The organism is Scandinavium sp., from assembly GCF_051650185.1.
Taxonomy (GTDB): Bacteria; Pseudomonadota; Gammaproteobacteria; order Enterobacterales; family Enterobacteriaceae; genus Scandinavium.
Genome location: NZ_JBOFIN010000034.1, coordinates 1 through 21,855 on the forward strand (window position 1 = coordinate 1; position 21,855 = coordinate 21,855).

General features: G+C 57.3%; 18 protein-coding genes and 3 pseudogenes. 10 read left to right on the top strand and 11 right to left on the bottom strand.

All coding sequences use genetic code 11. From position 1 onward, the window contains the following. Positions 1-369 precede the first annotated feature (369 nt). The 6 genes from ACRCWW_RS04580 to ACRCWW_RS04605 all read right to left on the bottom strand — a co-directional run bounded on the left by ACRCWW_RS04580 (position 370) and on the right by ACRCWW_RS04605 (position 7,139). Entirely contained in the window at positions 370-1,779 is a 1,410-nt protein-coding gene (locus ACRCWW_RS04580; RefSeq protein WP_438681351.1) for a sodium:solute symporter, read from the bottom strand. After that, positions 1,754-2,680: a carbamate kinase gene (locus tag ACRCWW_RS04585; RefSeq protein WP_438681352.1), complete on the bottom strand. Its 927-nt coding sequence runs from the start codon at positions 2,678-2,680 to the stop codon at positions 1,754-1,756. Before ACRCWW_RS04585 ends, ACRCWW_RS04580 begins: the two co-directional genes overlap by 26 nt. A 60-nt stretch (positions 2,681-2,740) precedes the next feature. After that, complete coding sequence (locus ACRCWW_RS04590) at positions 2,741-3,592, bottom strand: dimethylarginine dimethylaminohydrolase family protein (protein WP_438681353.1); 852 nt, start codon at positions 3,590-3,592, stop codon at positions 2,741-2,743. A gap of 46 nt (positions 3,593-3,638) precedes the next feature. After that, positions 3,639-5,108 (bottom strand): APC family permease, encoded by a 1,470-nt coding sequence (locus ACRCWW_RS04595; protein WP_438681354.1) that lies wholly within the window; start codon positions 5,106-5,108, stop codon positions 3,639-3,641. 70 nt (positions 5,109-5,178) lie between these two features. Beyond that, positions 5,179-6,117, bottom strand: coding sequence for an ornithine carbamoyltransferase (gene argF / locus ACRCWW_RS04600; protein ID WP_438681355.1), 939 nt, complete (start codon positions 6,115-6,117; stop codon positions 5,179-5,181). 128 nt (positions 6,118-6,245) lie between these two features. Then, a complete protein-coding gene (locus tag ACRCWW_RS04605) occupies positions 6,246-7,139 on the bottom strand; it encodes a LysR family transcriptional regulator (protein ID WP_438681356.1) in 894 nt (297 codons plus the stop codon). 264 nt (positions 7,140-7,403) lie between these two features. Here ACRCWW_RS04605 and tctD point away from each other — a divergent pair, with 264 nt between their 5' ends. The 8 genes and pseudogenes from tctD to yfaU all read left to right on the top strand — a co-directional run bounded on the left by tctD (position 7,404) and on the right by yfaU (position 15,813). Beyond that, complete coding sequence (gene tctD, locus ACRCWW_RS04610) at positions 7,404-8,078, top strand: transcriptional regulator TctD (protein WP_438681357.1); 675 nt, start codon at positions 7,404-7,406, stop codon at positions 8,076-8,078. Beyond that, positions 8,065-9,474, top strand: a pseudogene (locus ACRCWW_RS04615) (sensor histidine kinase). Before tctD ends, ACRCWW_RS04615 begins: the two are co-directional and overlap by 14 nt. Before the next feature lie 146 nt (positions 9,475-9,620). Continuing rightward, the gene (locus ACRCWW_RS04620; protein WP_438681358.1) at positions 9,621-10,163 is read left to right on the top strand and encodes a YfaZ family outer membrane protein; all 543 of its coding nucleotides are present in this window, start codon (positions 9,621-9,623) and stop codon (positions 10,161-10,163) included. A gap of 85 nt (positions 10,164-10,248) precedes the next feature. After that, a complete protein-coding gene (locus ACRCWW_RS04625; RefSeq protein WP_438681359.1) occupies positions 10,249-11,448 on the top strand; it encodes a nicotinamide mononucleotide deamidase-related protein YfaY in 1,200 nt (399 codons plus the stop codon). A 201-nt stretch (positions 11,449-11,649) separates the two neighbouring features. Next, on the top strand, positions 11,650-12,432 hold the full coding sequence (locus tag ACRCWW_RS04630; protein ID WP_438681360.1) for an IclR family transcriptional regulator: 783 nt from the start codon (positions 11,650-11,652) through the stop codon (positions 12,430-12,432). 13 nt (positions 12,433-12,445) lie between these two features. After that, positions 12,446-13,651, top strand: a complete 1,206-nt coding sequence (rhmD, locus tag ACRCWW_RS04635) for an L-rhamnonate dehydratase (RefSeq protein WP_438681361.1) — start codon at positions 12,446-12,448, stop codon at positions 13,649-13,651. A gap of 50 nt (positions 13,652-13,701) precedes the next feature. Further along, entirely contained in the window at positions 13,702-14,991 is a 1,290-nt protein-coding gene (locus tag ACRCWW_RS04640) for an MFS transporter (protein WP_438681362.1), read from the top strand. Positions 14,992-15,009: 18 nt separating this feature from the next. Continuing rightward, entirely contained in the window at positions 15,010-15,813 is an 804-nt protein-coding gene (gene yfaU, locus ACRCWW_RS04645; protein ID WP_438681363.1) for a 2-keto-3-deoxy-L-rhamnonate aldolase, read from the top strand. On the opposite strand, the gene glpC is transcribed toward yfaU, so the two are convergent. From glpC to glpA, 3 genes are read right to left on the bottom strand one after another with little or no spacing between them, the layout of a single operon-like run. Then, positions 15,814-17,013: an anaerobic glycerol-3-phosphate dehydrogenase subunit GlpC gene (glpC, locus tag ACRCWW_RS04650; RefSeq protein ID WP_438681364.1), complete on the bottom strand. Its 1,200-nt coding sequence runs from the start codon at positions 17,011-17,013 to the stop codon at positions 15,814-15,816. Then, positions 17,010-18,251 (bottom strand): glycerol-3-phosphate dehydrogenase subunit GlpB, encoded by a 1,242-nt coding sequence (gene glpB, locus ACRCWW_RS04655; protein WP_438681365.1) that lies wholly within the window; start codon positions 18,249-18,251, stop codon positions 17,010-17,012. The genes glpC and glpB overlap by 4 nt, the downstream gene beginning before the upstream one ends. Beyond that, complete coding sequence (gene glpA, locus ACRCWW_RS04660; protein WP_438681366.1) at positions 18,241-19,869, bottom strand: anaerobic glycerol-3-phosphate dehydrogenase subunit A; 1,629 nt, start codon at positions 19,867-19,869, stop codon at positions 18,241-18,243. Before glpA ends, glpB begins: the two co-directional genes overlap by 11 nt. A 265-nt stretch (positions 19,870-20,134) precedes the next feature. Between glpA and glpT the strand changes: the two genes are divergently transcribed. Beyond that, positions 20,135-21,487 carry a glycerol-3-phosphate transporter gene (glpT, locus tag ACRCWW_RS04665; RefSeq protein WP_438681367.1) on the top strand — a complete coding sequence of 451 codons (1,353 nt, stop codon included), beginning with the start codon at positions 20,135-20,137 and terminating at the stop codon, positions 21,485-21,487. Positions 21,488-21,535: 48 nt separating this feature from the next. On the opposite strand, the gene ACRCWW_RS04670 is transcribed toward glpT, so the two are convergent. Together ACRCWW_RS04670 and ACRCWW_RS04675 are read right to left on the bottom strand one after the other, a co-directional pair. Next, positions 21,536-21,700 carry a DUF4760 domain-containing protein gene (locus ACRCWW_RS04670; protein WP_438681368.1) on the bottom strand — a complete coding sequence of 55 codons (165 nt, stop codon included), beginning with the start codon at positions 21,698-21,700 and terminating at the stop codon, positions 21,536-21,538. Positions 21,701-21,708: 8 nt separating this feature from the next. Continuing rightward, positions 21,709-21,771 (bottom strand): annotated as a pseudogene (locus tag ACRCWW_RS04675) (PTS fructose transporter subunit IIB); the annotation flags it as partial. Here ACRCWW_RS04675 and ACRCWW_RS04680 point away from each other — a divergent pair. After that, positions 21,751-21,855, top strand: a pseudogene (locus ACRCWW_RS04680) (IS5/IS1182 family transposase); the annotation flags it as partial. The pseudogenes ACRCWW_RS04675 and ACRCWW_RS04680 overlap by 21 nt on opposite strands.

Here is a 21,855-nt window from a genome sequence, read left to right on the forward strand (position 1 = left end):
TTGCTATGAAGTGTGGTGGTACAGTACGAAAGTGGGGGTTATCGACCTGAAGAAAAGGTCGATAACCATGGGTAAAGGATGTTAAATAGTGTTCACCATGTCCCCGAACACCTGTCTACCATGTCTCCGGACCGTACACACCGCCAGAGCGTGAGCGCTGCCAAACAGCAGAGCAGAAGTGACCAGAGTACGAAGGATCTGTTTTTTCATTTTTAGCCTCACGCCGGATGCCCGGAAGTGTTTGGGTTGAGGTTTTTTCTGATTATGTGAACCCCACATGTAGCGGTTCAGTTGCGTGATTGTTAAAACAGTAACCTTTCATTTCCCTTTCAATGGCGATGAAACTTCGCAGGATGTGAGGCAGGTCGCTTATTCAGCGTGGTGAGGGTCGTGCAGCAGGCTGATACCCACGAAGGCCAGCAGATTCACCAGCAGTGCAAACCAGGTGGCGCTGTTGGCCATCAATCCGTCGCGGGCCATAAAGAACAGCAGGGTACAGGCGCTGAGCGCCATCGCCCACATCGCGCCAGCGGTGGAGGCTCTTTTCCAGCTGATGGCCCCAATCAGTGGGATCAGCAGGATCCCCACCAGAATGTTGTAGGCCACGGTCAGCGCGGTCAGCACGTCGGCAATCAGGCTGGCGAGCAGCAGGATCAGCAGGCCAAAGAACAGCGTGGCGCGGCGATCGGCGGTGAGGGTGCCGGGTGCTTTGCCGGAGAGGCTCGGGTAGAGGTCATACATAAACAGGGTCGAGGTCGCCATCATGCAGGCGCTGGCGGTGGACATCAGCGCCGCCAGCGAAGCGGCGATCACGATGCCGCGCAAGCCCACAGGCAGGATGCCCTCAACCGCCGCCATAAAAACCGTATCCGGGTTGCTGATATTCGGGAAGATAACCCGGCAGCTCATGCCGATAACCGCCCCCATCACGCCCCAGACAATGCAGTAGAGCCCGGCGCTGACCCCGCCCCAGCGGGCGCAACGGGCGCTGCGGGCGGTGAATACCCGCTGCCAGATATCCTGGCCAATCAGAATGCCGAGGCTGTAAATCAAAAACCAGGTGAGGATAGTTGGCCAGCCGATATGGATCAGGGAGAAGAAGCTAGCAGGCAGCGCTGTCTGCATCGCCTCCCAGCCACCCGCGCGGATGACGCTGGCGGGCATCAGGATAAACAGCAGCCCGAGGGTCATCATAATAAACTGGAAAATATCGGTGATGGTCAGCGACCACATCCCGCCCAGAAACACATAGCCCACTACCACGCCGCCGCCGACCCACACGGCCCAGAGAAACGGCAGCCCCAGCAGCGCCTCAAGAATGGTGCCGATGGCAATGACGGAGGTCACCGCTACCATCAGGTCGTAGAGCATCATCATCAGCGCGCCGGGGATGCGGATCTGCGGGTGGTAGCGCCAGGCCAGCATCTGGGTGACGGTGTGCAGCTTCAGCTTCAGCAGCGGGGTGACGAGAAACAGGCTCAGGACAATCAGCCCGCAGCCGAGGCTTGTCGCCAGCCACAGACCCGAGAGGCCATACTGGTAGCCAAGCCCAATGCTGCCGAGGGTGGATGCCCCGCCGAGCACCGTACTCGCCATCGTTCCGGTGAACATCAGCGGCGCAAGCCGGCGGCCCGCGACGGCATAGTCATCCCGGGTTTTTGCCCGCCGCCAGCCCAGCCATCCTACGCCCAGCACCGCCAGCAGATAGAGTCCGATAAGCGTGAGATCCAGCGTCATGATGGCCTCCCCGGCATCAGAGATAGACAATGCCTTCGACATCCTGGCTTATCAGCGTGCCGGCGCTGCCGTTGGCGAGGTCTACAATGTCGGCAAGCGATCCAATCACCGCCGTTCTGCCGGTCGAGAGGGCAAATTCGCAGCAGGCCTGAATCTTAGGTCGCATCGACCCGGCGGGAAAATGGAGAGCCAGCAGCGCGTAGGGGTTGGCTGCGCGAATGGCTCTGCTCTGCGGCGTGCCGTAGCCAATAAACACATTGCTGACGTCGGTGGCGATAATCAGCAGGTCGACATCCAGATCCTGAGCCAGCAGGCAGCAGCAGCGATCTTTGTCGATAACGGCTTCCAGACCCTGACTGCGGCCATTTTCCCGGGTAACCGGAATACCGCCTCCGCCCCCGGCAATGACCGTTACGCCTTTATCGACCAGCAGGCGCAGGATCTCCGTTTCCACAATCCATTGCGGCTGGGGGCTTGGCACGACCCGTCGGTAGTACTCACCGTCGGCTTTGAACACCCATCCGTGCTCTTCACGCAGAGCGCAGGCCTGTGACTGGCTGTAGACCGGGCCGATAAACTTTTCCGGATCGCTGATGGACGGATCGTTGCGGTCAACTTCCACCTGGGTCAGCACGCAGGCGATTTGTCTGCCCTCAAGCTGATTGCCAAGCTCCTGGGCCAGCAGATAGCCAATCATCCCCTGAGTTTCCGCGCCGAGGACGTCAAAGGGCCACGGGGCGACGTTGTCGGCATAAGCCTCGGCCTGCAGGGCCAGCAGCCCGACCTGAGGGCCGTTGCCGTGGCCAATAATAAGCTGGTGCTCCTTCCCCACGCGGGAAATGGCCTCGCAGGCAACAGCGATATTGCGTCGCTGATTCTCGTCATTCATCTCTTCGCCGCGCCTGAGCAGCGCGTTTCCACCCAGTGCTATCAGTATCCTCATGCTGTTTCCCTCTTTCAGTGATGGCCGTGGACGGGAGAGCCTCCCATCCACAGGGGCGGACTACGCTCGTTCGAGCGGGAAGGTCATGCAGTGTGGGCCTCCGCCGCCTTTGAGGACCTCTTCCAGCTCAATTTCGATGGTCTTAATGCCGAGTGCTGCCATCTGGCGATTGGTCTCTTTATTGTTTTTGAAGGTCAGCACCCGGTCATCGCCCAGCGCCTGCAGGTTGCAGTGGTGGCGGAAGACGCCCTCCTGCGGCACGTCGATAAGCGTAAAGTTGCGACGGGCGAGCAGGTTGAGGAACTCATAAGGCAGTGCCGCTTTACAGACCACGGCAACTTTTTCCGCGACGATGTTAAAACACATGTCGAGGTGCAGGTTTTCGCGCTTACAGAAGACAGGCACCATCGTGTAGCCGTATTCCCAGAGCTGGCGTTCGATGCTCTGGTAGCCCGCGTAGTCGGTTCTGGCGACCACCCCGTGGGCAATGGTGTGTTCGTCAATCATCCAGAAGTCGCCGCCCTCGAAGGCCCCGCTGGTGCAGCGGGCGATACAGGGCACGCCAAGTTCTTTCATTTTGGCCTCATAGGCCTCGGTTTCTCCATGGCGACAGGGTTCGCGGAAGCGGCCCATGATGAACCCTTCCGCTACGCAGGCACCGAAGTCGCGGGCGTAGACCTGATAGGGCAGGTCCGGCTCTGGCTCCATCAGCACCACCTCGACGCCATTTTCACGGTAGGCCTGCACCAACTGCTCGTGTTCACGTCTGAAGGCCTGCAAATTGGCGGATTCGCCTTTCTCCAGCCAGTCTTCGGTGATGACGTTAATCGGCTGAAAGGAGAAGTACTTCGGCGGGCAGAGCAGCACTTTCTTTAACCGGCTGGTGGCGTTTTTGACGTAATGCTTTTTCATTTTGAAGACTCCTTATTCCCTTGTGGTTTAAAACGCGCCACCTCGTTCAGTGCGAGGAGGAGGCGTCGTTGGGGTGTTTGCTGCTCTCCGCTGGAATGTTCTCCATGATCAATCGGGCCTGCTCCTGTTCGGAGACGGATTTATCGCGCAGCAGGTAGAGCGCTACGCCAATGGCCAGCAGCACGCCGAGCAGCAGGTATTCATACGGCCACTTCAGCGCGGCGGGGCTGCCGGGGATTAACATCGCCGCCGCCATCAGCAGCGTCATTACCGCGCCCACCAGCATGGTGAATTTACCGCCGGGGATCGGCAGCGGGCGCGGCAGATCGGGGCGCGTTTTGCGCAGCCGAATCACCGAGAACAGTGTCGAGCCCCACAGTACGATGTAGGAAAACGCGGCAACGGTGACCAGCGGCAGAAACACGGCTTTCCCCAGCAGGCAGGCGGAAGCGGCAATCAGCGAGACAAACAGGATCGCCGTGGTGGGCGTTTTGTAGACCGGATGGAGGCGACAAAACGCAGCCGGGATCAGCCCGACCTGGCTCATGTACATCAGCAGGCGGGTCGCGCCGTAGAAGCAGGCGTTATAGACGCCGACCACCCCCGCGCAGGCGGCGGCTGTCAGCAGTGCGCCCCAGACCGGCGTGCCGGTGACCCGCTCAGCGGCGAGGGCGAAGGGGATATCCGTGTTCAGCAGGCTCTGCCAGGGCACGATGGCGGAGGGGATAAGCAGCGTCAGCAGGTACATCAGGGTCGCCAGCACCAGCGAGATGATCAGCGCGAGGGCGGTTTTCCGGCGGCTCAGGCTGGCTGAAGCCTCTTCCGCCCCTTTGGCGATAGTTTCCCAGCCCGCGATGGAGAACGGCAGCAGCGCCAGCAGCGACACCACCCCGACCAGCGTCGGCTTGCTTTGCAGCGGCTGGAGGTTGTCCAGCCGGATATAAAACGCGCAGGCCGTCAGCGAGACAATCACCAGCGACAGTACGGTGACGGTAATAACCGTTTGCAGCTTTGAGGAGAGCTTCACCCCCCGGTGTTGCATGATGCCGATAGCCGTGACCAGCAGCAGGCCGATGATCAGCAGCGGCGTGCTGACCGGAAAACCGCCTACCTCGTAAAGCACCATCGCCCCCTTCAGGGACGGCAGCAGATACCTGAGCATGGTGGTGATCGCCAGCGCTTCCCAGGCGCAGAGGATGATATTGACCAGCACCCCGAACCAGCCCGCGATCATCGCCGCGAAGCTGCCGAAAGCGAGGTAAGAGTATGCCGCTTCGCCGCCCGCCAGCGGCACGGCGGAAATGGCTTCCAGATAGGCCAGCGCCAGCGGCAGTTCGATAATCAGGCACAACAGGATCGCAAGCGCGGCGTTTGAGGGGCCACCCGCGGTGCTAAGCCAGGTGCCGGTGAGCACCAGCCATGAGGCACCGAACACGCAGCCGATGCCCATCCCGAGAAAACCGTTAAAGGTGATGGCTTTTTTCAGATGAGTTTTGTTCTCCACAGACTGGCTCATAGTGAGTTCCTCTACGTGGAAAAGGAGACAGCGCAGGCGAAGAGGCGACCCTCCGCCTGCTGGCCTGGCGTTAAACGGCGGTCGCCACCATGACGGCTTTGACGGTGTGCATCCGGTTCTCGCCTTGATCCCAGACCACGGACTGCGGTCCTTCGATCACCTCATCGGTCATATCCTCGCCGCGGTAGCCCGGCAGGCAGTGCATGAAGATGGCATTTTTGTGGGCTTTCGCCATCGCCTGGGCGTTGATCTGGTAGGGCATGAAGTCGCGAATGCGCTGCTCTTTCTGCACCTCGTTCTCGCCCATGCTGTGCCAGGTGTTGCCGTAAACAACGTCCGCACCGCGCAGCGCGTCATCGAAATCCCGGGTGATGATGACTCTTGAGCCGCTTTTCGCCGCGTGCTGTTGGGCGCAGGCGAGGATTTCAGGCACCGGCTCGTAGCCCTGCGGTGCGGCAACATAGATGTCCATCCCCATCATCCCGCAGCCGATCATCAGCGAGTGGCAGACGTTATAGACGTCCCCGGCGTAGCAAACCTTGACGCCTTTCCAGTCGCCGAATTTCTCTTTGATGGTCAGCAGGTCCGCCAGCCCCTGGCACGGATGCTCCAGCGCGGTGAGGGCGTTAATGACCGGGTTTTTCATGTACTGGGCGAACTCTTCGACAATTTCCTGACCGAAGGTGCGGATATATAAACCGTCGAAATAGCGATCGATAATACGCGCGGTATCTTTAATCGGTTCTCCACGGCTGAGCTGCATTTCATCCGGGCGCAGATAAATAGATTGTGCACCCAGGGCCGTGGCGGCGGCGTGGAATGAATTACGGGTTCGCGTAGATTTTTTCTCAAATATCATGCCGTAGGTGCGGCCGCGTAAATATTCATGCGGCTCGCGCAGGGTCCATTTACGCTTCAGGTCGCCAGCCAGTTCAACCAGATAACGGATCTCTTCAACCGTATAATCCTTCATAGCCAGATAATGTCTGGCGCGGAATTTATCTCTCATTTCAGGTCCCTCGGTGTGGTGTGAAAATAGCGTGCTGTGGTTGACTCGCAGGCTAATACCGACCCATCGCGGGAACAATGACGCGAATGCAAAGCTGACTTCAGTTTTTTGCCATGTGAAAAGAAAATTCAGGCGTGCGCCTGCAAAATATCGGCAATAAAAGCCTCCAGCGCTTCATTATGCGGGCGGTGGCGATTGAAAATCAGGCTGTGGGTGACGTCATAGCTGAAGGTATTCGGAGCGAGGATCACCATGTCACCGCGCTCCACCCACTGACGGGCATAGTGCTGAGGCAGATAGCCGATGTGCGATCCGGCGAGGATCAAAAAGGCCACCGCTTCCATCTGATGGGCTGTCGCGGTGATAAGGGGTGGGGTCAGAGGGACTAAGTCAGAGGGCATCAGATAGCCTCGCTTGACCCACGAATAGCGCAGCAGGTCGTCGGCGGTGACGCCCTTCATCTGGCTGAGAGGATGGTCCTTGCCGCAGTAGACCGAAATTTTCTCCGTGAACAGATCGATATAGTGCAGGTTGCTGACCCGGTGGGCGATATAAGCGATCGCGACGTGAAGTTCGCCGTTAATAATGGCCTGCTCAAGCTCAGTGGGGGATTTAATCACTATTTGCAGGCTGACGTCCTGATTGCGCTGGCTGAATCGTCTTAACGCCTGCACTATTTTTGCCTCTGGCAGCGTCAGGGTGCTGTCCAGCAGGCCAATAAACAGTTCACCGCATAATTTGCCTGAGAGGTTGTGAACCTGAAGAATAAAGGTGTCGAGGGTGGAAAAAAGCTGCTGGGTGTAATGCAGAATTTGCTTTCCCTCTTCGGTCAGCCTGAAGCCTTTTTTCCCTCGCTCGCAGAGCCGAAATCCCAGCCTTGTTTCCAGCGTCGCCATGCAGGTGCTGATGGCTGACTGACTCATATTCAGCGGTGCCTGGGCTGCGGAAAAACCGTTACTTCTGACAATCGTCAGAAATATTTGCAGCAGTCGGAGATCGATATTATGCAGGTTGCCGAGCATAGCTTCCCCCCTGATAGTCGTGAGAGAAATTAAATGCGTTTCCGGTGGGGCGGCCCTTATCCTCACATTTTCCGCTGCGGGTGGGTGTGACAGGGCCTGATGTTTTCATCGGGCCAAAGTCTTAAATAGCTTTTTAGCGGATGCCGCTCTGATTGTGTTAAGTAACCTGCAAATGGTGCGCGGTTATGTTGCAAAATTGTATCAAAAAAGCATGCTCATGCAGGACGCTGGCAAACACCAGCGAGTGCGAAGGAGAGAGCCGCAATGCGACTACTACTGGCGGAAGATAACCGTGAGCTGGCCCACTGGCTGGAGAAAGCGCTGGTGCAGGGCGGATTCGCCGTGGATTGTGTTTTCGATGGCAAAGCCGCCGACCACCTTCTGCAAAGTGAAAGCTACGCCTTAGCCGTGCTGGATATCGGCATGCCAGGGCTGGATGGCCTGGAAGTGGTGCAACGCCTGCGAAAAAGAGGGCAAACGCTGCCGGTTCTGCTGCTGACGGCCCGCAGCGCCGTAGCGGAGCGGGTGATTGGCCTGAACGCCGGGGCCGATGACTATCTGCCTAAACCGTTTGAACTGGAAGAGCTGGATGCGAGGCTGCGAGCACTTCTGCGCCGCAGCGAAGGGCAGGTGCAGGAGAAGCAGCAGCTTGGCGAGCTTTCGCTGCATGACGATGGATATTTTTTACTGAAAGGGCAGGCGCTGGCGCTGACGCCCCGGGAACACGCTTTGCTGACTGTGCTGATGTATCGCCGCACGCGGCCCGTATCGCGCCAGCAGCTGTTCGAGCAGGTGTTCAGTCTTAACGATGATGTTAGCCCCGAAAGCATCGAACTCTATATCCACCGCTTACGCAAAAAGCTTCAGGAGAGTAACGTGCGGATCACCACGCTGCGCGGCCTGGGCTATGTGCTGGAGCGCGGTGATGAAGTGGCGTAAACCGCAGTCGCTCTATTCTCAGCTGCTGCTGTTTTTGGGCTTGCCGATGCTGCTGCTGTGGGCGCTCTCGGCGTTTAACAGCTACGTCAGTGCGCTTCAGGCGGCAACGCAGGCTTATGACCGCACGCTGCTTTCCTCGGCTCGCACGATTTCTGAAAGGCTCGAAGTCAGCGAGGGCAAGCTGAAGGTCAACGTGCCGTGGGTGGTGCTCGACAGCTTTGAGCTGAACATGAATGACCGCCTGTATTACAAAGTGGTCGACCCGACAGGAAAGGTGATTTCAGGCTATGGCGAGCTGCCCGCCATGCCCCCTTCGACTTCCCGAACGACACTCTATCCGGCACTGGCCTGGTTTTATCACACCCAATTTCACGGGCAGGCGATACGTGTGGCGAAGCTGTTGCAGCCCATCAACGAAGGCGGCATTACCGGCATGGCGGAGATTTATGTGGCGGAAACGCTGCAATCCCGTCGCTATCTGGCTCATCAACTCCTGCTTTCCTCGCTCACCACGCAGGGCCTGCTGGTTCTGCTTACGCTGATTCTGGCAGGCTGGCTGCTGCGTCGGGTATTACGGCCTATGCGGCGTCTTTCCGGGATAATGGTGCGCCGTGAACCCGGCTTGCTCACGCCCCTTCCGGAGCTTTTACCCTGGTCGGAAACTCGCTTATTGATAGTGGCGTTCAATCGCTATTTAGAGCGACTTCGCGCGCTGCTTTCCCGCCAGGAGCGCTTCAGCGCAGATGCTTCTCATCAGCTCAAAACCCCGCTGGCGATCCTCAAGACGCAGGTGTCTGTGGCGTTAGCAAGCCAGGATCCGCAGGCGTGACGCGAGAGTCTGCAAGGCATGAGCGCCACGCTGGATAACACGATTTCGCTGACTGAGCGCTTATTGCAGCTTTCCACCGTGAAGCGGAAAGAGCAGGGCGATCGTCAGTTCGCGGCAGTGGATTTGCGAGAGACAGTGCAGCAATCTTGCTTTTCCCGCCTGGCTCAGGCCAGAAGCAAACAGATTGATTTGGGCTACGAAGGCGAGCAACAAGCTGTTCTGGTGGAAGGTGATGCGCTGCTGCTGGGCGAACTGTGCGCCAATCTGCTGGATAACGCGCTGAAATACACGCCTGCGGGCGGTACGGTGACCGTCAGTCTGCAGAGAGAGGGCGATGCGGTGTTGCTGGACGTGGAAGACAGCGGGCCTGGCATTGAAGACGGGCAGACGGCTCAGGCGCTGCAACCGTTCCAGCGGCTCGATAACGTGGGGGATGCCGTTGGCGCAGGGCTGGGTCTGGCGTTGGTGAACGATATCGCCCGATTGCATCGCTCTCATCCTCAGCTGAGCCGCAGCGAAGCATTAGGCGGGCTTCGGGTCCGAATTCGTTTTCTGTTGGCAAAGTAGTCCCTGCCGGGGACTGTTTCAGGTAGCAACTGGTTACACTCCTGTTGCAAATCGCCCTTTTAGTTCATTGATTCTTGTGCGTTCACCAGTACAATTCAGCCGTTTTGGGGATATTTATCACTAATTGTTTGCTGGAACGTTAAAAAATGAAAAAAAGTATTATGTCAGGCCTGTTCGGGCTGCTGTTTGTGTCAGCAGCGGCGAACGCAATCAGCATCAGCGGTCAGGCGGGTGAGCACTTCACCAACCTGGGCGTCGGTTTTGGAACGGAATCTACTGGTCTTGCTCTGAGCGGTGACTGGACGCACAGCGACAATGACGGCGATGTTGCCGGGATTGGCGTTGGCCTGAACATTCCACTGGGGCCTTTCATCGCCACGGTCGGCGGTAAAGGGATTTACACCAATCCAAACGATGGCGATGAAGGTTACGCGGCGGCGGTTGGCGGTGGTTTGCAGTGGAAAATTGGCGACAGCTTCCGTCTGTTCGGTAATTACTACTACTCTCCGGATTCGCTCTCCAGCGGTATCGAAAGCTATCAGGAAGCCAATGCGGGCGGCAGCTGGACCATCATGCGTCCTATCAGCATCGAAGCCGGTTACCGTTACCTCAACCTGGCGGGCAAAGATGGCAATCGTGATAACACCATTGCCGATGGCCCGTACGTTGGCGTAAGCGCGGCCTTCTGATCCTCTGGCGCGGCATCCGTCGCGCCTGTTTTCCCTTTCCCCTCACTCCGCTATAGTAAATCGTCCTCTTCTTCAGGAGAAAACGATGATAAACGTGGAGATGCTGTCCACTGGCGACGAAGTGCTGCACGGTCAAATTATTGACACCAATGCGGCGTGGCTTGCCGATTATTTCTTTAATCAGGGATTACCACTAACCCGACGCAATACCGTCGGTGACAGCCTTGAGTCACTGGTTTCTGTTCTGCGTGAACGCAGCCAATTTGCAGATATTCTGATCGTCAACGGCGGTCTTGGGCCGACCAGCGACGATCTCAGTGCGCTCGCAGCGGCAACCGCAAAAGGCGAAGGGCTGGTACTGCACGAAGAGTGGCTCAGCCATATGGAACGGTTCTTCACTGAACGTGGCAGAGTAATGGCGCCGAGCAATCGCAAACAGGCCGAAATCCCAGCCAGCGCCGAGCTCATCGACAACCCTGTCGGCACCGCCTGCGGTTTCGCGGTAAAGCTCAATCGCTGCCTGATGTTCTTCACGCCGGGCGTGCCTTCCGAGTTTAAAGTGATGGTGGCACAAGAGATTGTTCCGCGCCTGCGCGAACGCTTCACGCTGCCGGAACCGCCGCTGTGCCTGCGTTTGACCACCTTTGGCCGTTCTGAAAGCGACCTCGCCCAGAGCCTGGACCCGCTGGAGCTGCCGCCGGGCGTGACCATGGGCTACCGCTCGTCGATGCCCATTATTGAACTCAAACTTACCGGGCCGGCTTCTGAGAAAGAAGCGATGCTGAAGCTGTGGCCGGAAGTGCAGCGGGTGGCGGGTGAAAGCCTGATTTTTGAAGGCACGGAAGGATTAGCCGCGCAAATCTCCCGCCAGTTGCAGGAACGGAAACTGGGGTTAACGCTGAGCGAGCAATTCACGTCCGGGTTGATTGCTTTACAGCTTGGCCGCGAAAGCGCACCGCTGCTGGCAAGCGAAGTTGTGCCTTCGCAGGAAGAAACTCTGGCGCAGACGGCGCACTGGATTGCGGAACGCCGCACCAAACATTTCGCCGCGCTGGCGCTGGCCGTGAGCGGTTTTGAGCAGGAGCATCTTAACTTTGCGCTGTCGACGCCGGAAGGCACCCATGCGCTGCGGGTGAAGTTCAATACCTCTCGCCATAGTCTGCAAACCCGGCAAGAAGTGTGCGCCATGATGGCGCTTAACATTCTGCGCCGCTGGTTAAATGGTAAGCCGATTGCCAGCGATCACGGCTGGATTAACGTCGTCGAGAGTTTGTTCCTGCCGTAATCTTTTGTTGGCGTGTCGGGTCTCCGGCACGCTGACAGTCCAGCCCGTTGTACTTCTCAGAAATTATTCCGTGCGCTGGCTCCCATTTTAATCTCAGAAAATGTTCAACTTACTGGACGCCCGCCAGACTTTGACCGCCTTCACACTTTGACTTGCCGCCAGCCGTAACACTGATTCCAGTATTCAGGATTGGAGTCCAGCATGTTGGAATCAAGCAAAGTCCCCGCGTTGACCCGCGCGATTGAAATCCTCGACCTGATTGGTCGGATTGGCCCTTGCAGCGCCGCGACGATCATCGACGAACTCGGCATTCCCAAAAGCACCGCTTACTTGCTGCTGGGTGAACTGAAGAAGCAGCGATTTCTGCGTATCGATAACCGCGATAACTATTGTCTGTGGACCCGACTGGTCGAACTGGCTGGGCACGCCCTTGGCAAAATGGACTTGCGTGAACTGGCGCGCCCGCGCCTGACGCAGCTGATGGACGAGTGCGGGTTGCTGTGTCATCTCGGTATCATCGATAACCAGAACGCCTACTACATCCTCAAAATTGAGTCCTCCTCCACCATCAGCGTGCGTTCCCATGAGGGCAAAAGCCTTTCGCTTAACCGTTCAGGGATTGGCAAATGTCTGTTGGCGTGGCAGCCCGAGAGCGTTCAGAGCGCCATCATTGCGACCCTCGACTGGCATCAGGCCACGCCAACCACACTCACCACGCCGCAGGCCCTGCAGCAGGAACTCGCCCGCATTCGCGCCAGAGGCTGGAGCTTTGATAACGGCGAAGATTATCCCGATGTGCGCTGCGTGGCTGCCCCTGTATTCAACGCCAGCAATGAGCTGACGGCGGCGATTTCCGTGGTCGGTACCCGGCTGCAAATCAATGACGACAATCGCGATTACCTCGCGGGTAAAGCCATTGCCTGCGCGAAAGATATTTCACGTCTGTTGGGGTGGAAAAGCCCCCTCGAATTGCAAGCTTCATAACAAGGAGAACATCATGACCTTACCGAAAATTAAACACGTCCGGGCCTGGTTTGTGGGTGGCGCAACGGCTGAAAAGGGCGCGGGCGGCGGTGATTATCACGACCAGGGCGCGAATCACTGGATTGACGATCACATCGCCACCCCAATGAGCAAATACAGCCAGTATGAACAATCCCGGCAGTCGTTTGGCATTAACGTGCTGGGCACGCTGATTGTTGAAGTCGAAGCGGAAAACGGGCAAACCGGGTTTGCTGTCTCCACCGCAGGTGAGATGGGCTGCTTCATTGTTGAAAAGCACCTGAATCGCTTTATCGAGGGCAAATGCGTCAGTGATATCAAGCTTATCCACGACCAGATGCTGAATGCGACCATGTTCTACTCCGGTTCGGGCGGCCTGGTGATGAACACTATTTCCTGCGTGGATCTGGCGCTGTGGGATCTGTTCGGCAAAGTCACCGGGCTCCCCGTGTACAAGCTGCTGGGGGGTGCAGTCCGCGATGAAATTCAGTTCTATGCCACGGGTGCTCGTCCGGATCTGGCAAAAGAGATGGGCTTTATTGGCGGGAAAATGCCGACCCATTACGGCCCGCATGACGGCGATGCTGGCATTCGTAAAGATGCGGCGATGGTGGCGGAATACCGTGAGAAGTGTGGCCCGGATTTCTGGCTGATGCTCGATTGCTGGATGAGCCAGGACGTGAACTACGCCACGAAGCTCGCCCACGCCTGTGCGCCGCACAACCTGAAGTGGATTGAGGAATGCCTGCCGCCACAGCAGTACGAAGGCTACCGCGAACTGAAGCGCAATGCGCCAGCGGGAATGATGGTGACCAGCGGGGAGCACCACGGCACCGTGCAGTCTTTCCGCACGCTTTCCGAAACGGGCATCGACATTATGCAGCCGGATGTCGGCTGGTGCGGCGGGTTAACCACCCTGGTGGAGATCGCCGCCATTGCGAAATCTCGCGGCCAGCTGGTGGTGCCGCACGGTTCATCGGTGTATTCGCATCACGCTGTTATCACTTTCACCAACACGCCGTTCAGCGAGTTCCTGATGACCAGCCCGGATTGTTCAACGCTGCGTCCTCAGTTCGACCCGATCCTGCTGGATGAACCGGTGCCGGTGAACGGTCGGATGCACAAGAGCGTGCTGGATAAGCCTGGGTTTGGCGTAGAGCTGAACCGCGACTGCAATCTGAAACGTCCTTATAGCCACTAAACCTGCTGCGCCGCGGGTAGCCGTGGAGCAGATCTCCTGAGGATAACGCAATGAATACCGCCCTGATTGAAAGCGTGGTAAAGAAAAACCGCGCGCGTTTGATCCCGTTCATGCTGGCGCTGTACGTGCTGGCCTTTCTGGATCGCTCGAACATCGGCTTTGCGAAAGAGACCTACCAAATCGACACCGGACTCAGTAACGAGGCGTATGCGCTCGGGGCGGGGATTTTCTTTGTGGTGTATGCGTTTCTCGGCGTACCGGCCAACCTGCTGATGCGCAAGTTTGGCGCACGCTACTGGATTGGCGGGACCACGCTGCTGTGGGGATTTCTCTCCGCGGCGATGGCCTGGGCCGATACCGAAGCCAAGTTTCTGTTAGTGCGTACGCTGCTCGGCGCGGCGGAAGCCGGGTTCTTCCCCGGCATGATCTACCTCACTTCCCAATGGTTCCCGCAGCGTAACCGCGCCAGCATCATGGGGCTGTTTTATATGGGCGCGCCTTTGGCGTTGACGCTGGGTTCACCGCTTTCGGGCGCTTTGCTGGAAATGCACGGTTTTATGGGGCACCCAGGCTGGTTCTGGATGTTTGTGATTGAAGGCTTGCTGGCGGTTGGCGCAGGCGTGTTCACCTTCTTCTGGCTGGACGATTCCCCGCAGCAGGCTCGCTTTCTGACGCAAGAAGAAAAACAGGCCTTGTCGCAGCAGCTCGCCAGCGAAGAGCAAACGAAAGTGACCTCCCGACTGAGCGACGCCATTCGTATTGGGCGCGTCTGGCAACTGGCCATTATTTATCTTTGCATCCAGGTGGCGGTGTATGGGCTGATTTTCTTCCTGCCAACTCAGGTGGCTGTGCTGCTGGGAACCAAAGTCGGTTTTTACGCCTCGGTGATCACCGCGATCCCTTGGGTGTTTGCGTTGCTGGGAACCTGGCTGATCCCTCGTTATTCCGACCGTACCGGTGAACGTCGCAAGGTAGCCGCTGTTACCTTACTGGCGGCAGGCATCGGGATTGGCGTGTCCGGGCTGGTTTCTCCGGTGTTGGCCATCGCTGCGCTTTGCGTGGCCGCCGTTGGCTTTATCGCGGTGCAGCCTGTGTTCTGGACGATGCCGACACAGTTGCTTTCTGGTACGGCACTGGCGGCAGGCATTGGTTTCGTGAACCTGTTTGGCGCGGTTGGCGGGTTTATTGCGCCCATTCTGCGTGTGCAGGCTGAAACGCTGTTTGCCAGCAACTCCGCAGGGCTGCTGACGCTTGCCGCGGTTGCCATCCTCGGCGCTGTCCTGATTTTTTCGCTGCAGGTGGCAAAGCCTGCGGCACACCCTGAACAAGTGACACATTAATCAATGCAAAGGATGACCATGAACACGATATTAGCGAATCCATTTAAGGCAGCTTTACTGCGTGGAGAAACGCAGATTGGCCTGTGGCTGAGTTCCACCACGGCGTACATGGCTGAGATTGCGGCAACGTCGGGCTACGACTGGTTGCTTATCGACGGTGAACACGCGCCGAATACTCTTCAGGATCTCTACCATCAACTGCAGGCCGTTGCGCCGTACGCCAGTCAGCCGGTGATCCGCCCGGTAGACGACAACCGCAGTCTGATAAAACAGGTGCTGGATATCGGCACGCGAACGCTGCTGATCCCGATGGTGGAAAGTGCGGAACAGGCTAAAGCGATTGTTTCTGCCACTCGCTACCCGCCGTTGGGCGTGCGCGGCGTCGGGGCGGGTGTTGCTCGCGCCGCACGCTGGGGACGAGTCGAAAATTACATGGCGCGGGCGAATGATGAATTGTGCGTATTGATTCAGGTGGAAACCAAAACGGCGCTGGAGAATCTCGACGCCATTCTGGATGTTGAAGGCATCGACGGCGTTTTCATCGGCCCGGCTGATTTATCCGCCTCTTTGGGCTATCCGGACAACGCGGGTCATCCTGAAGTGCAGCAGGTTATCGAGCAAAGCATCAAACGCATACGCGCGGCGGGCAAAGCGGCGGGGTTCCTTGCAGTCGATCCAGAGATGGCAAAGAAATGCCTTTCATGGGGAGCGAACTTTGTCGCGGTGGGCGTGGACACGATGCTGTATACCGAAGCGCTGGATAAACGGCTGGCGCAGTTTAAAGCCTTGCCAGCCGGTGAGGCGTTGAAAAAGAGTTATTAGTTAATTCGATGCGGTTAACGCCTGAGCCAGCAAGGTAAGGGGATGTTCACAGCGCAGGCTGGTGGACATCTCAATTTGCCATTTGCAGGTTTCACAGTCGGTTATCACCAGGTCCGCGCCGCTCTCCTCTATCTGGCGGAACAGCGGCGCGCCAATCGCCTGCGAGGTGCTGTAATTTTCGGACTTAAACCCGTAGGTGCCTGCAATACCACAGCATTGTGAATCCAGCACCACCACTTCCAGTTCCGGGATCTGACGCAGCAGTTCGAGGGTGTAAATCGCCCAGCCCATTTTCTCCATGTGACACGGGGTGTGATAAATCACTTTTATCGGCAGACGGCGCAGCGGCAGGGTTTTCCCAGCGTCTGTCTGCTTCCACAGCCAGCGGGTGGCAAGCTCAATGTCATTGCGCAGGTCGTGATTGTCGATATCCAGCAGGTGCGGGTACTCGTCACGCAGGGTAAAAGTGCAGGTCGAAGAGGTGGCGATGACCGGTAAGTTCTTTTCGACAATCGCCTTTCGCAGCGAAACGGTATTGGTCTGCGCCTGTTTACGCGCTTTATCAACGAAGCCGTTGGCAATCAGCGGCACGCCGCAGCACTTTTCTTTCTCCAGCAGTTGCACACCAGTGCCCATCGCATTCAGCACCGTAATCAAGTCTTTGCCGAGCTGCGGGTTGTTGTAGTTAACGTAGCAACCGTGGAAGAAAGCCACCTGATCCTGATACTGCGCTTGCTGAGCCGCCACGCTGCGATACCAGCGGCGGAAGGTGCCAAAACCGTACTTTGGCAACTGGCGGCGGTGGTCGATTTTCAGGGCAACATCCAGCAGTTGGCGCACTGGTTTCAAACCCGTCGTTGCGTTGACGATGGGGGCAAACGGGGTGGAGAGCGTGCCCATCAAATCGGTATGGCTGAGAACGGCATCTCGCAGCGTGGGTTTGCTCTGGCTGTGCCGGGCGCGAGCGCGCTGGATAATATCGCCAATGTTGACGTCAGAAGGACAGGCCACTTCACAGCGCTTGCAGTTGATGCAGTATTTGAGCGCTTCGTCGTACAGTGTCGGGTCTTTTAGCCTCAGGCGCTCACCGTCCGGCCCGGCTTGTTTGGGGCCTGGATAGTGAGGATTTACCCGGCTGACCGGGCACGCCGTAGTGCAGACCGTGCATTTGATGCAGCTTTCAAAACGGGTATCGCTCATGGCTGTTCTCCTGCAAGGTCAATAATTTGTTGGGCTACATGTAACGCGGTGACGGCGCTTACGCCTCCGCCACAGCCCTGAGCGATGGCATCAAAACCCCCGAGAACGCCGCCAATCGCAAACAAATTAGCGAGAGGCTGACCGTTAAGCGAAGGGCGCAGCGTTGCATCCGTTTTCACGCCAAAGCGCTGCCAGGGCTGTGGAGTGAAGAAGTCACGCTGATACCAGCTGTCGCGTGGCAGGGTTTGCAGAATATCTAAACCCATCACGGGTTCCGTAACGCCTTCGCGGCTGGCAATCAGCCCGTTGCTGAAGAAGCTGCCGCTGGCGAGGACGGCAAACCGGGTGCGTAAGGGGATTTCTGCATGATTGCGAGTCATGATTGCGCTGACCTGTCCGTCTTTACTTATCACCTCACGCACGGCATCGCCCGCCAGCCATACTCCGCCTTGTTTCACAAACTGACGCTGTAAGGCATCGTGCAGTTTGAAACCGGGCACGGAGGGCGGCAATGTCGGGATTAACGCCAGCGGGCAGGAGAGCTTTTCGTTTAGCCATTGCCAGGGCCGATCGTCCTGCAAGCCAAAGCAGGCAGGAAGGAGCAACTGATCATACTGTTGCGACATCGGTTCTAAGGCGTCAAGCAAAGCGTTCCACTGCGAACCGTCATCAAGCAGACGCGCAAGGGTGACGGAGCGGAATTCCGAGGCGTTATCGCGCAGCACATCCAGCGCGGGGAGGGCGATATCAAAGGCATTGGCTTCAACGCCCTTTTTGCGTAACGAAGCTGCGGCAAGATGAGGCTCGAAGTCGGCAAATCCACTGAAGCCAACGACGGCAATTTTGGTCCCGGTAAGCGGCAGACGGGCTACTTCCTGCGGCGTTAGCCAGGCCTGACGCGTTGTGCCCAGCGGCGTAATTCGCTGATGGGGTTGCGTGATGCTGCCGTGCATGACAATGCCCAGTTCGGCCAGCATCTGCTCAGTCTGTCGGGCATAATCCAGTACTCGCCCGCTTCCCAACAGGCTGTATGGATGGTGGGGCTCTTGCACTGCGAGGGTGTCCAGCGCATCGCCTGGATCCCCGTAGTGATTCAGCAAATCCAGTGAGCCAGAGGAAAAGTGCAGGCCGCTTTGCCCTCGGCTGATGATGGCGCAGCGTAATCCTTGTTTGCTGAGCCTTATGCCGCACAGCAGCCCGGCCAGGCCGCCGCCGATAATCACCGTATCAAAGTTCATCCTGCTGCTCCTTTTCCAGCCCGCACAATCCTTGCCATACCCAACGGGTAAATTCACTTTCACGTAAGGCGTCACCCCAGGCGACAGGCTCAATACCTTTCCAGCGCTCGTTGAGGAATGCTGAGAGTTGATTGAGAGACTGCGCGGGCGTGGTCACCTGATAGCGATTCAACAGGGCCGCAGCGCGACAGGCACAGAGTTCGCCCTGACAGGTGCCCATGCCGACGCGGGTACGACGGCGTAAATCGAGTAAATTTTTCACCCCGAGATTTTCAATCGCGTACTGCACTTCACCTGCCGTGACCGCTTCACATTCGCAGACAAGGCTGCGGTGTAAGCGGGAATCGCCCAGCCAGTTTGGGGTTCTGTCGCCATGGCGATAGACCGCTGAGCCGCGCAATGGCGCAGGGAGCGAAATGATGCGGTTGAGGGTTTTTTCGGTGGTTTCGCGAGAGCCGGGAAGGGCGACGTTAGCGGTAGTGCATGCCGCGCTGTGATTGAGTTTGCAACAAACCGCATCCGTGGCCATTTCTGCCATCAGACGATAGGTCATCAGCTTGCCGCCGGTGATGGTGATAAAGCCTTCCAGACCGTCACGTTGAGCGTGATCGAGCAGCACGATGCCGCGGCTGACGTTACGCCCGCTGGGATCGTCATCGCTGGCAACTAAAGGGCGCACGCCGCAGTAGGCCCGCAGAATGCGGGTGGTGGCGATAGCAGGCGAGAGCTTTTCACCTTCACGCAGCAGCGTATCGACTTCAGCAGCCGTGACGCGATTATCGTCGATATCGCGATAATCAATGTGTGTGGAAGTGGTTCCAATCAGCGAAATGGTGTCGCCTGGCACCAGAATGTCGGCGTCGGCGGGCTTGCGGCAGCGGTTTATCACGTGCTGGTTGATTCGGTGATCGAAGATAAGCAGTGAGCCTTTCGCCGGGAACATTCGCACTTTCAGATCGGCATATTCCGCAATTCGCTGGCCCCAGATGCCGCCAGCGTTCACCACTATCGAGGCGAAAATCTTCACGCTGGCCTGGTGGCGGCGATCCCAGACAGTGGCTCCGCAGACTCTGTCGCCCTGGCGAATCAGGCTGGTGACTTCGCACCCGGTTAACACCACGGCGCCGTGTTCGCGTGCATCCAGCATATTAGCGGCGGTTAATCGAAACGGATCGACGGTGCCGTCCGGCACTTTAACCGCACCAATAAGCGACGGGTTGACGGAAGGTTCCAGTTGCCGCGCCTGTGCGGGCATTAGCTGTTGGGCATGAATATCGGCAGCCAGGCAGGCCTCGATAAATGTCTGTTGATAGTCGAGAGAGTCTTCCGGCAGCGTGATAAACAGGCCGTCAGTGGCTTCGATGCAGTGACGGGCGATGCGCTTGAGGATGGCGTTTTCGGCGATGCACTCGCGCGCGGATTCGCTGTCGGTGACGGCATAGCGAGCGCCGCTGTGCAGTAAACCGTGATTGCGTCCGGTCGCACCCGTGGCGATATCATCACGTTCGACAAGCAGCGTTCTCAGGCCGCGAAGGGCACAGTCGCGGGCAATACCGGCGCCAGTGGCACCGCCACCAATGATCAGCACGTCGGTTTCACGAGTTTCACAGAAAGACATGACATTCCCTCGAAGTTCGATTTCTTCCATTTAGCCACAATAAAACTGTGGTTTGTTTGATATCGAGCATATTCGAGCATAAATCGAAAATGAAACGTGATTTCGTGCTCATATTCGAATTTTTGTCATAAAAATGTAACATTATGCGCGTCATTTCACAGCATCACGGCTACGTATTTCCTACCATCCGCGAACGCTGCAACTCATAAGCCTGCTGATTTTTTACCCATGAGTTGTTCTGATAACGATGGCCACGGAGGCTACTATGCTCAGTATTTTCAAACCTGCTGCCCACAAAGCGCGAGTGCCGGATGCGGAAATCGATCCGCTTTATCGCCGTTTGCGCTGGCAGATTTTCCTCGGGATATTCTTCGGCTACGCCGCCTATTACCTGGTGCGTAAAAACTTTGCTCTGGCGATGCCATACCTTATCGAGCAAGGCTTTTCGCGCGGGGATTTGGGTTTCGCCCTCTCCGGGATTTCGATTGCCTACGGTTTTTCGAAATTCATTATGGGGTCAGTATCGGATCGCTCGAATCCGCGCATTTTCCTGCCCGCCGGGCTGATCCTGGCGGCGGCAGTGATGCTGTTTATGGGCTTCGTGCCGTGGGCGACATCGAGCATCATGATTATGTTCGTGTTGCTGTTTATCTGCGGCTGGTTCCAGGGGATGGGCTGGCCACCGTGCGGGCGAACCATGGTGCACTGGTGGTCGCAGAAGGAGCGCGGTGGCATTGTTTCGGTCTGGAACTGCGCGCATAACGTCGGCGGTGGTATTCCTCCACTGCTGTTCTTGTTGGGAATGGCGTGGTTTAACGACTGGCATGCGGCGCTGTATATGCCTGCATTTGGTGCCATTCTGCTGGCGCTGTTTGCTTTTGCCATGATGCGCGACACGCCGCAGTCCTGCGGATTGCCACCGATTGAAGAGTATAAAAACGACTATCCGGATGACTACAGCGACAAACATGAAGAAGAGCTGACGGCGAAGCAGATCTTCATGCAGTACGTGCTGCCCAACAAGCTGCTGTGGTACATCGCGGTGGCCAACGTGTTTGTTTACCTGCTGCGTTACGGCATCCTCGACTGGTCGCCAACTTACCTGAAAGAAGTGAAGCATTTCGCGCTGGATAAATCATCGTGGGCCTACTTCCTGTATGAGTATGCGGGCATTCCTGGCACGCTGCTGTGCGGCTGGATGTCGGATAAAGTCTTCCGGGGCAACCGCGGTGCAACGGGCGTGTTCTTTATGATCCTCGTGACCATCGCCACCGTCGTCTACTGGATGAACCCGCCGGGCAATCCGGGCGTGGACATGGCCTGTATGATTGTTATCGGTTTCCTGATCTACGGCCCGGTAATGTTGATTGGTCTGCATGCGCTTGAGCTGGCGCCGAAGAAGGCGGCAGGCACAGCGGCAGGCTTTACGGGGCTGTTTGGCTATCTTGGCGGGTCGGTGGCGGCGAGTGCGATTGTTGGCTACACCGTGGACTTCTTCGGCTGGGACGGCGGTTTCATCGTGATGATTGGCGGCAGCGTGCTGGCGGTTATTCTGCTCGCCATCGTGATGGTTGGCGAAAAACGCCATCATGAGGAGATGCAACGGAAACGCGGTTAACGCCAGACGTTAAACGAACAGGCAGGTGTCGGCGTGAGTTGACACCTGCTAATGGGGCCGCAATAACAGAGGGCGTTTACGCCAACGCGTTACCAGATATTCATATTCCTGATAATACGTATCCCGGGATTCTTTTTCCCGAATGGCTTTAATAAAGGGCTCAGCGATACAATAATTATTGATGATGGAATTATAAAACACCTGCTTTATCATTTTTTCATGATAAATACCGGCTTTGTTGAATAAATCGAACTTTTGCTGAGTTGAAGGATCAGATCACGCATCCTCCCGATAACGAAGACCGTTCCGTGGCAAAGCAAAAGTTCAAAATTACCAACTGGCCCACCTACAACAAAGCTCTCATCAAC

What these genes read in the sequence shown, in the direction of transcription:
- ACRCWW_RS04580 (WP_438681351.1), bottom strand. Translation starts at nt 1,779, where the DNA reads ATGTCGAAGGCATTGTCTATCTCTGATGCCGGGGAGGCCATCATGACG.
- ACRCWW_RS04585 (WP_438681352.1), bottom strand. Translation starts at nt 2,680, where the DNA reads ATGAGGATACTGATAGCACTGGGTGGAAACGCGCTGCTCAGGCGCGGC.
- ACRCWW_RS04590 (WP_438681353.1), bottom strand. Translation starts at nt 3,592, where the DNA reads ATGAAAAAGCATTACGTCAAAAACGCCACCAGCCGGTTAAAGAAAGTG.
- ACRCWW_RS04595 (WP_438681354.1), bottom strand. Translation starts at nt 5,108, where the DNA reads ATGAGCCAGTCTGTGGAGAACAAAACTCATCTGAAAAAAGCCATCACC.
- argF (WP_438681355.1), bottom strand. Translation starts at nt 6,117, where the DNA reads ATGAGAGATAAATTCCGCGCCAGACATTATCTGGCTATGAAGGATTAT.
- ACRCWW_RS04605 (WP_438681356.1), bottom strand. Translation starts at nt 7,139, where the DNA reads ATGCTCGGCAACCTGCATAATATCGATCTCCGACTGCTGCAAATATTT.
- tctD (WP_438681357.1), top strand. Translation starts at nt 7,404, where the DNA reads ATGCGACTACTACTGGCGGAAGATAACCGTGAGCTGGCCCACTGGCTG.
- ACRCWW_RS04620 (WP_438681358.1), top strand. Translation starts at nt 9,621, where the DNA reads ATGAAAAAAAGTATTATGTCAGGCCTGTTCGGGCTGCTGTTTGTGTCA.
- ACRCWW_RS04625 (WP_438681359.1), top strand. Translation starts at nt 10,249, where the DNA reads ATGATAAACGTGGAGATGCTGTCCACTGGCGACGAAGTGCTGCACGGT.
- ACRCWW_RS04630 (WP_438681360.1), top strand. Translation starts at nt 11,650, where the DNA reads ATGTTGGAATCAAGCAAAGTCCCCGCGTTGACCCGCGCGATTGAAATC.
- rhmD (WP_438681361.1), top strand. Translation starts at nt 12,446, where the DNA reads ATGACCTTACCGAAAATTAAACACGTCCGGGCCTGGTTTGTGGGTGGC.
- ACRCWW_RS04640 (WP_438681362.1), top strand. Translation starts at nt 13,702, where the DNA reads ATGAATACCGCCCTGATTGAAAGCGTGGTAAAGAAAAACCGCGCGCGT.
- yfaU (WP_438681363.1), top strand. Translation starts at nt 15,010, where the DNA reads ATGAACACGATATTAGCGAATCCATTTAAGGCAGCTTTACTGCGTGGA.
- glpC (WP_438681364.1), bottom strand. Translation starts at nt 17,013, where the DNA reads ATGAGCGATACCCGTTTTGAAAGCTGCATCAAATGCACGGTCTGCACT.
- glpB (WP_438681365.1), bottom strand. Translation starts at nt 18,251, where the DNA reads ATGAACTTTGATACGGTGATTATCGGCGGCGGCCTGGCCGGGCTGCTG.
- glpA (WP_438681366.1), bottom strand. Translation starts at nt 19,869, where the DNA reads ATGTCTTTCTGTGAAACTCGTGAAACCGACGTGCTGATCATTGGTGGC.
- glpT (WP_438681367.1), top strand. Translation starts at nt 20,135, where the DNA reads ATGCTCAGTATTTTCAAACCTGCTGCCCACAAAGCGCGAGTGCCGGAT.
- ACRCWW_RS04670 (WP_438681368.1), bottom strand. Translation starts at nt 21,700, where the DNA reads ATGATAAAGCAGGTGTTTTATAATTCCATCATCAATAATTATTGTATC.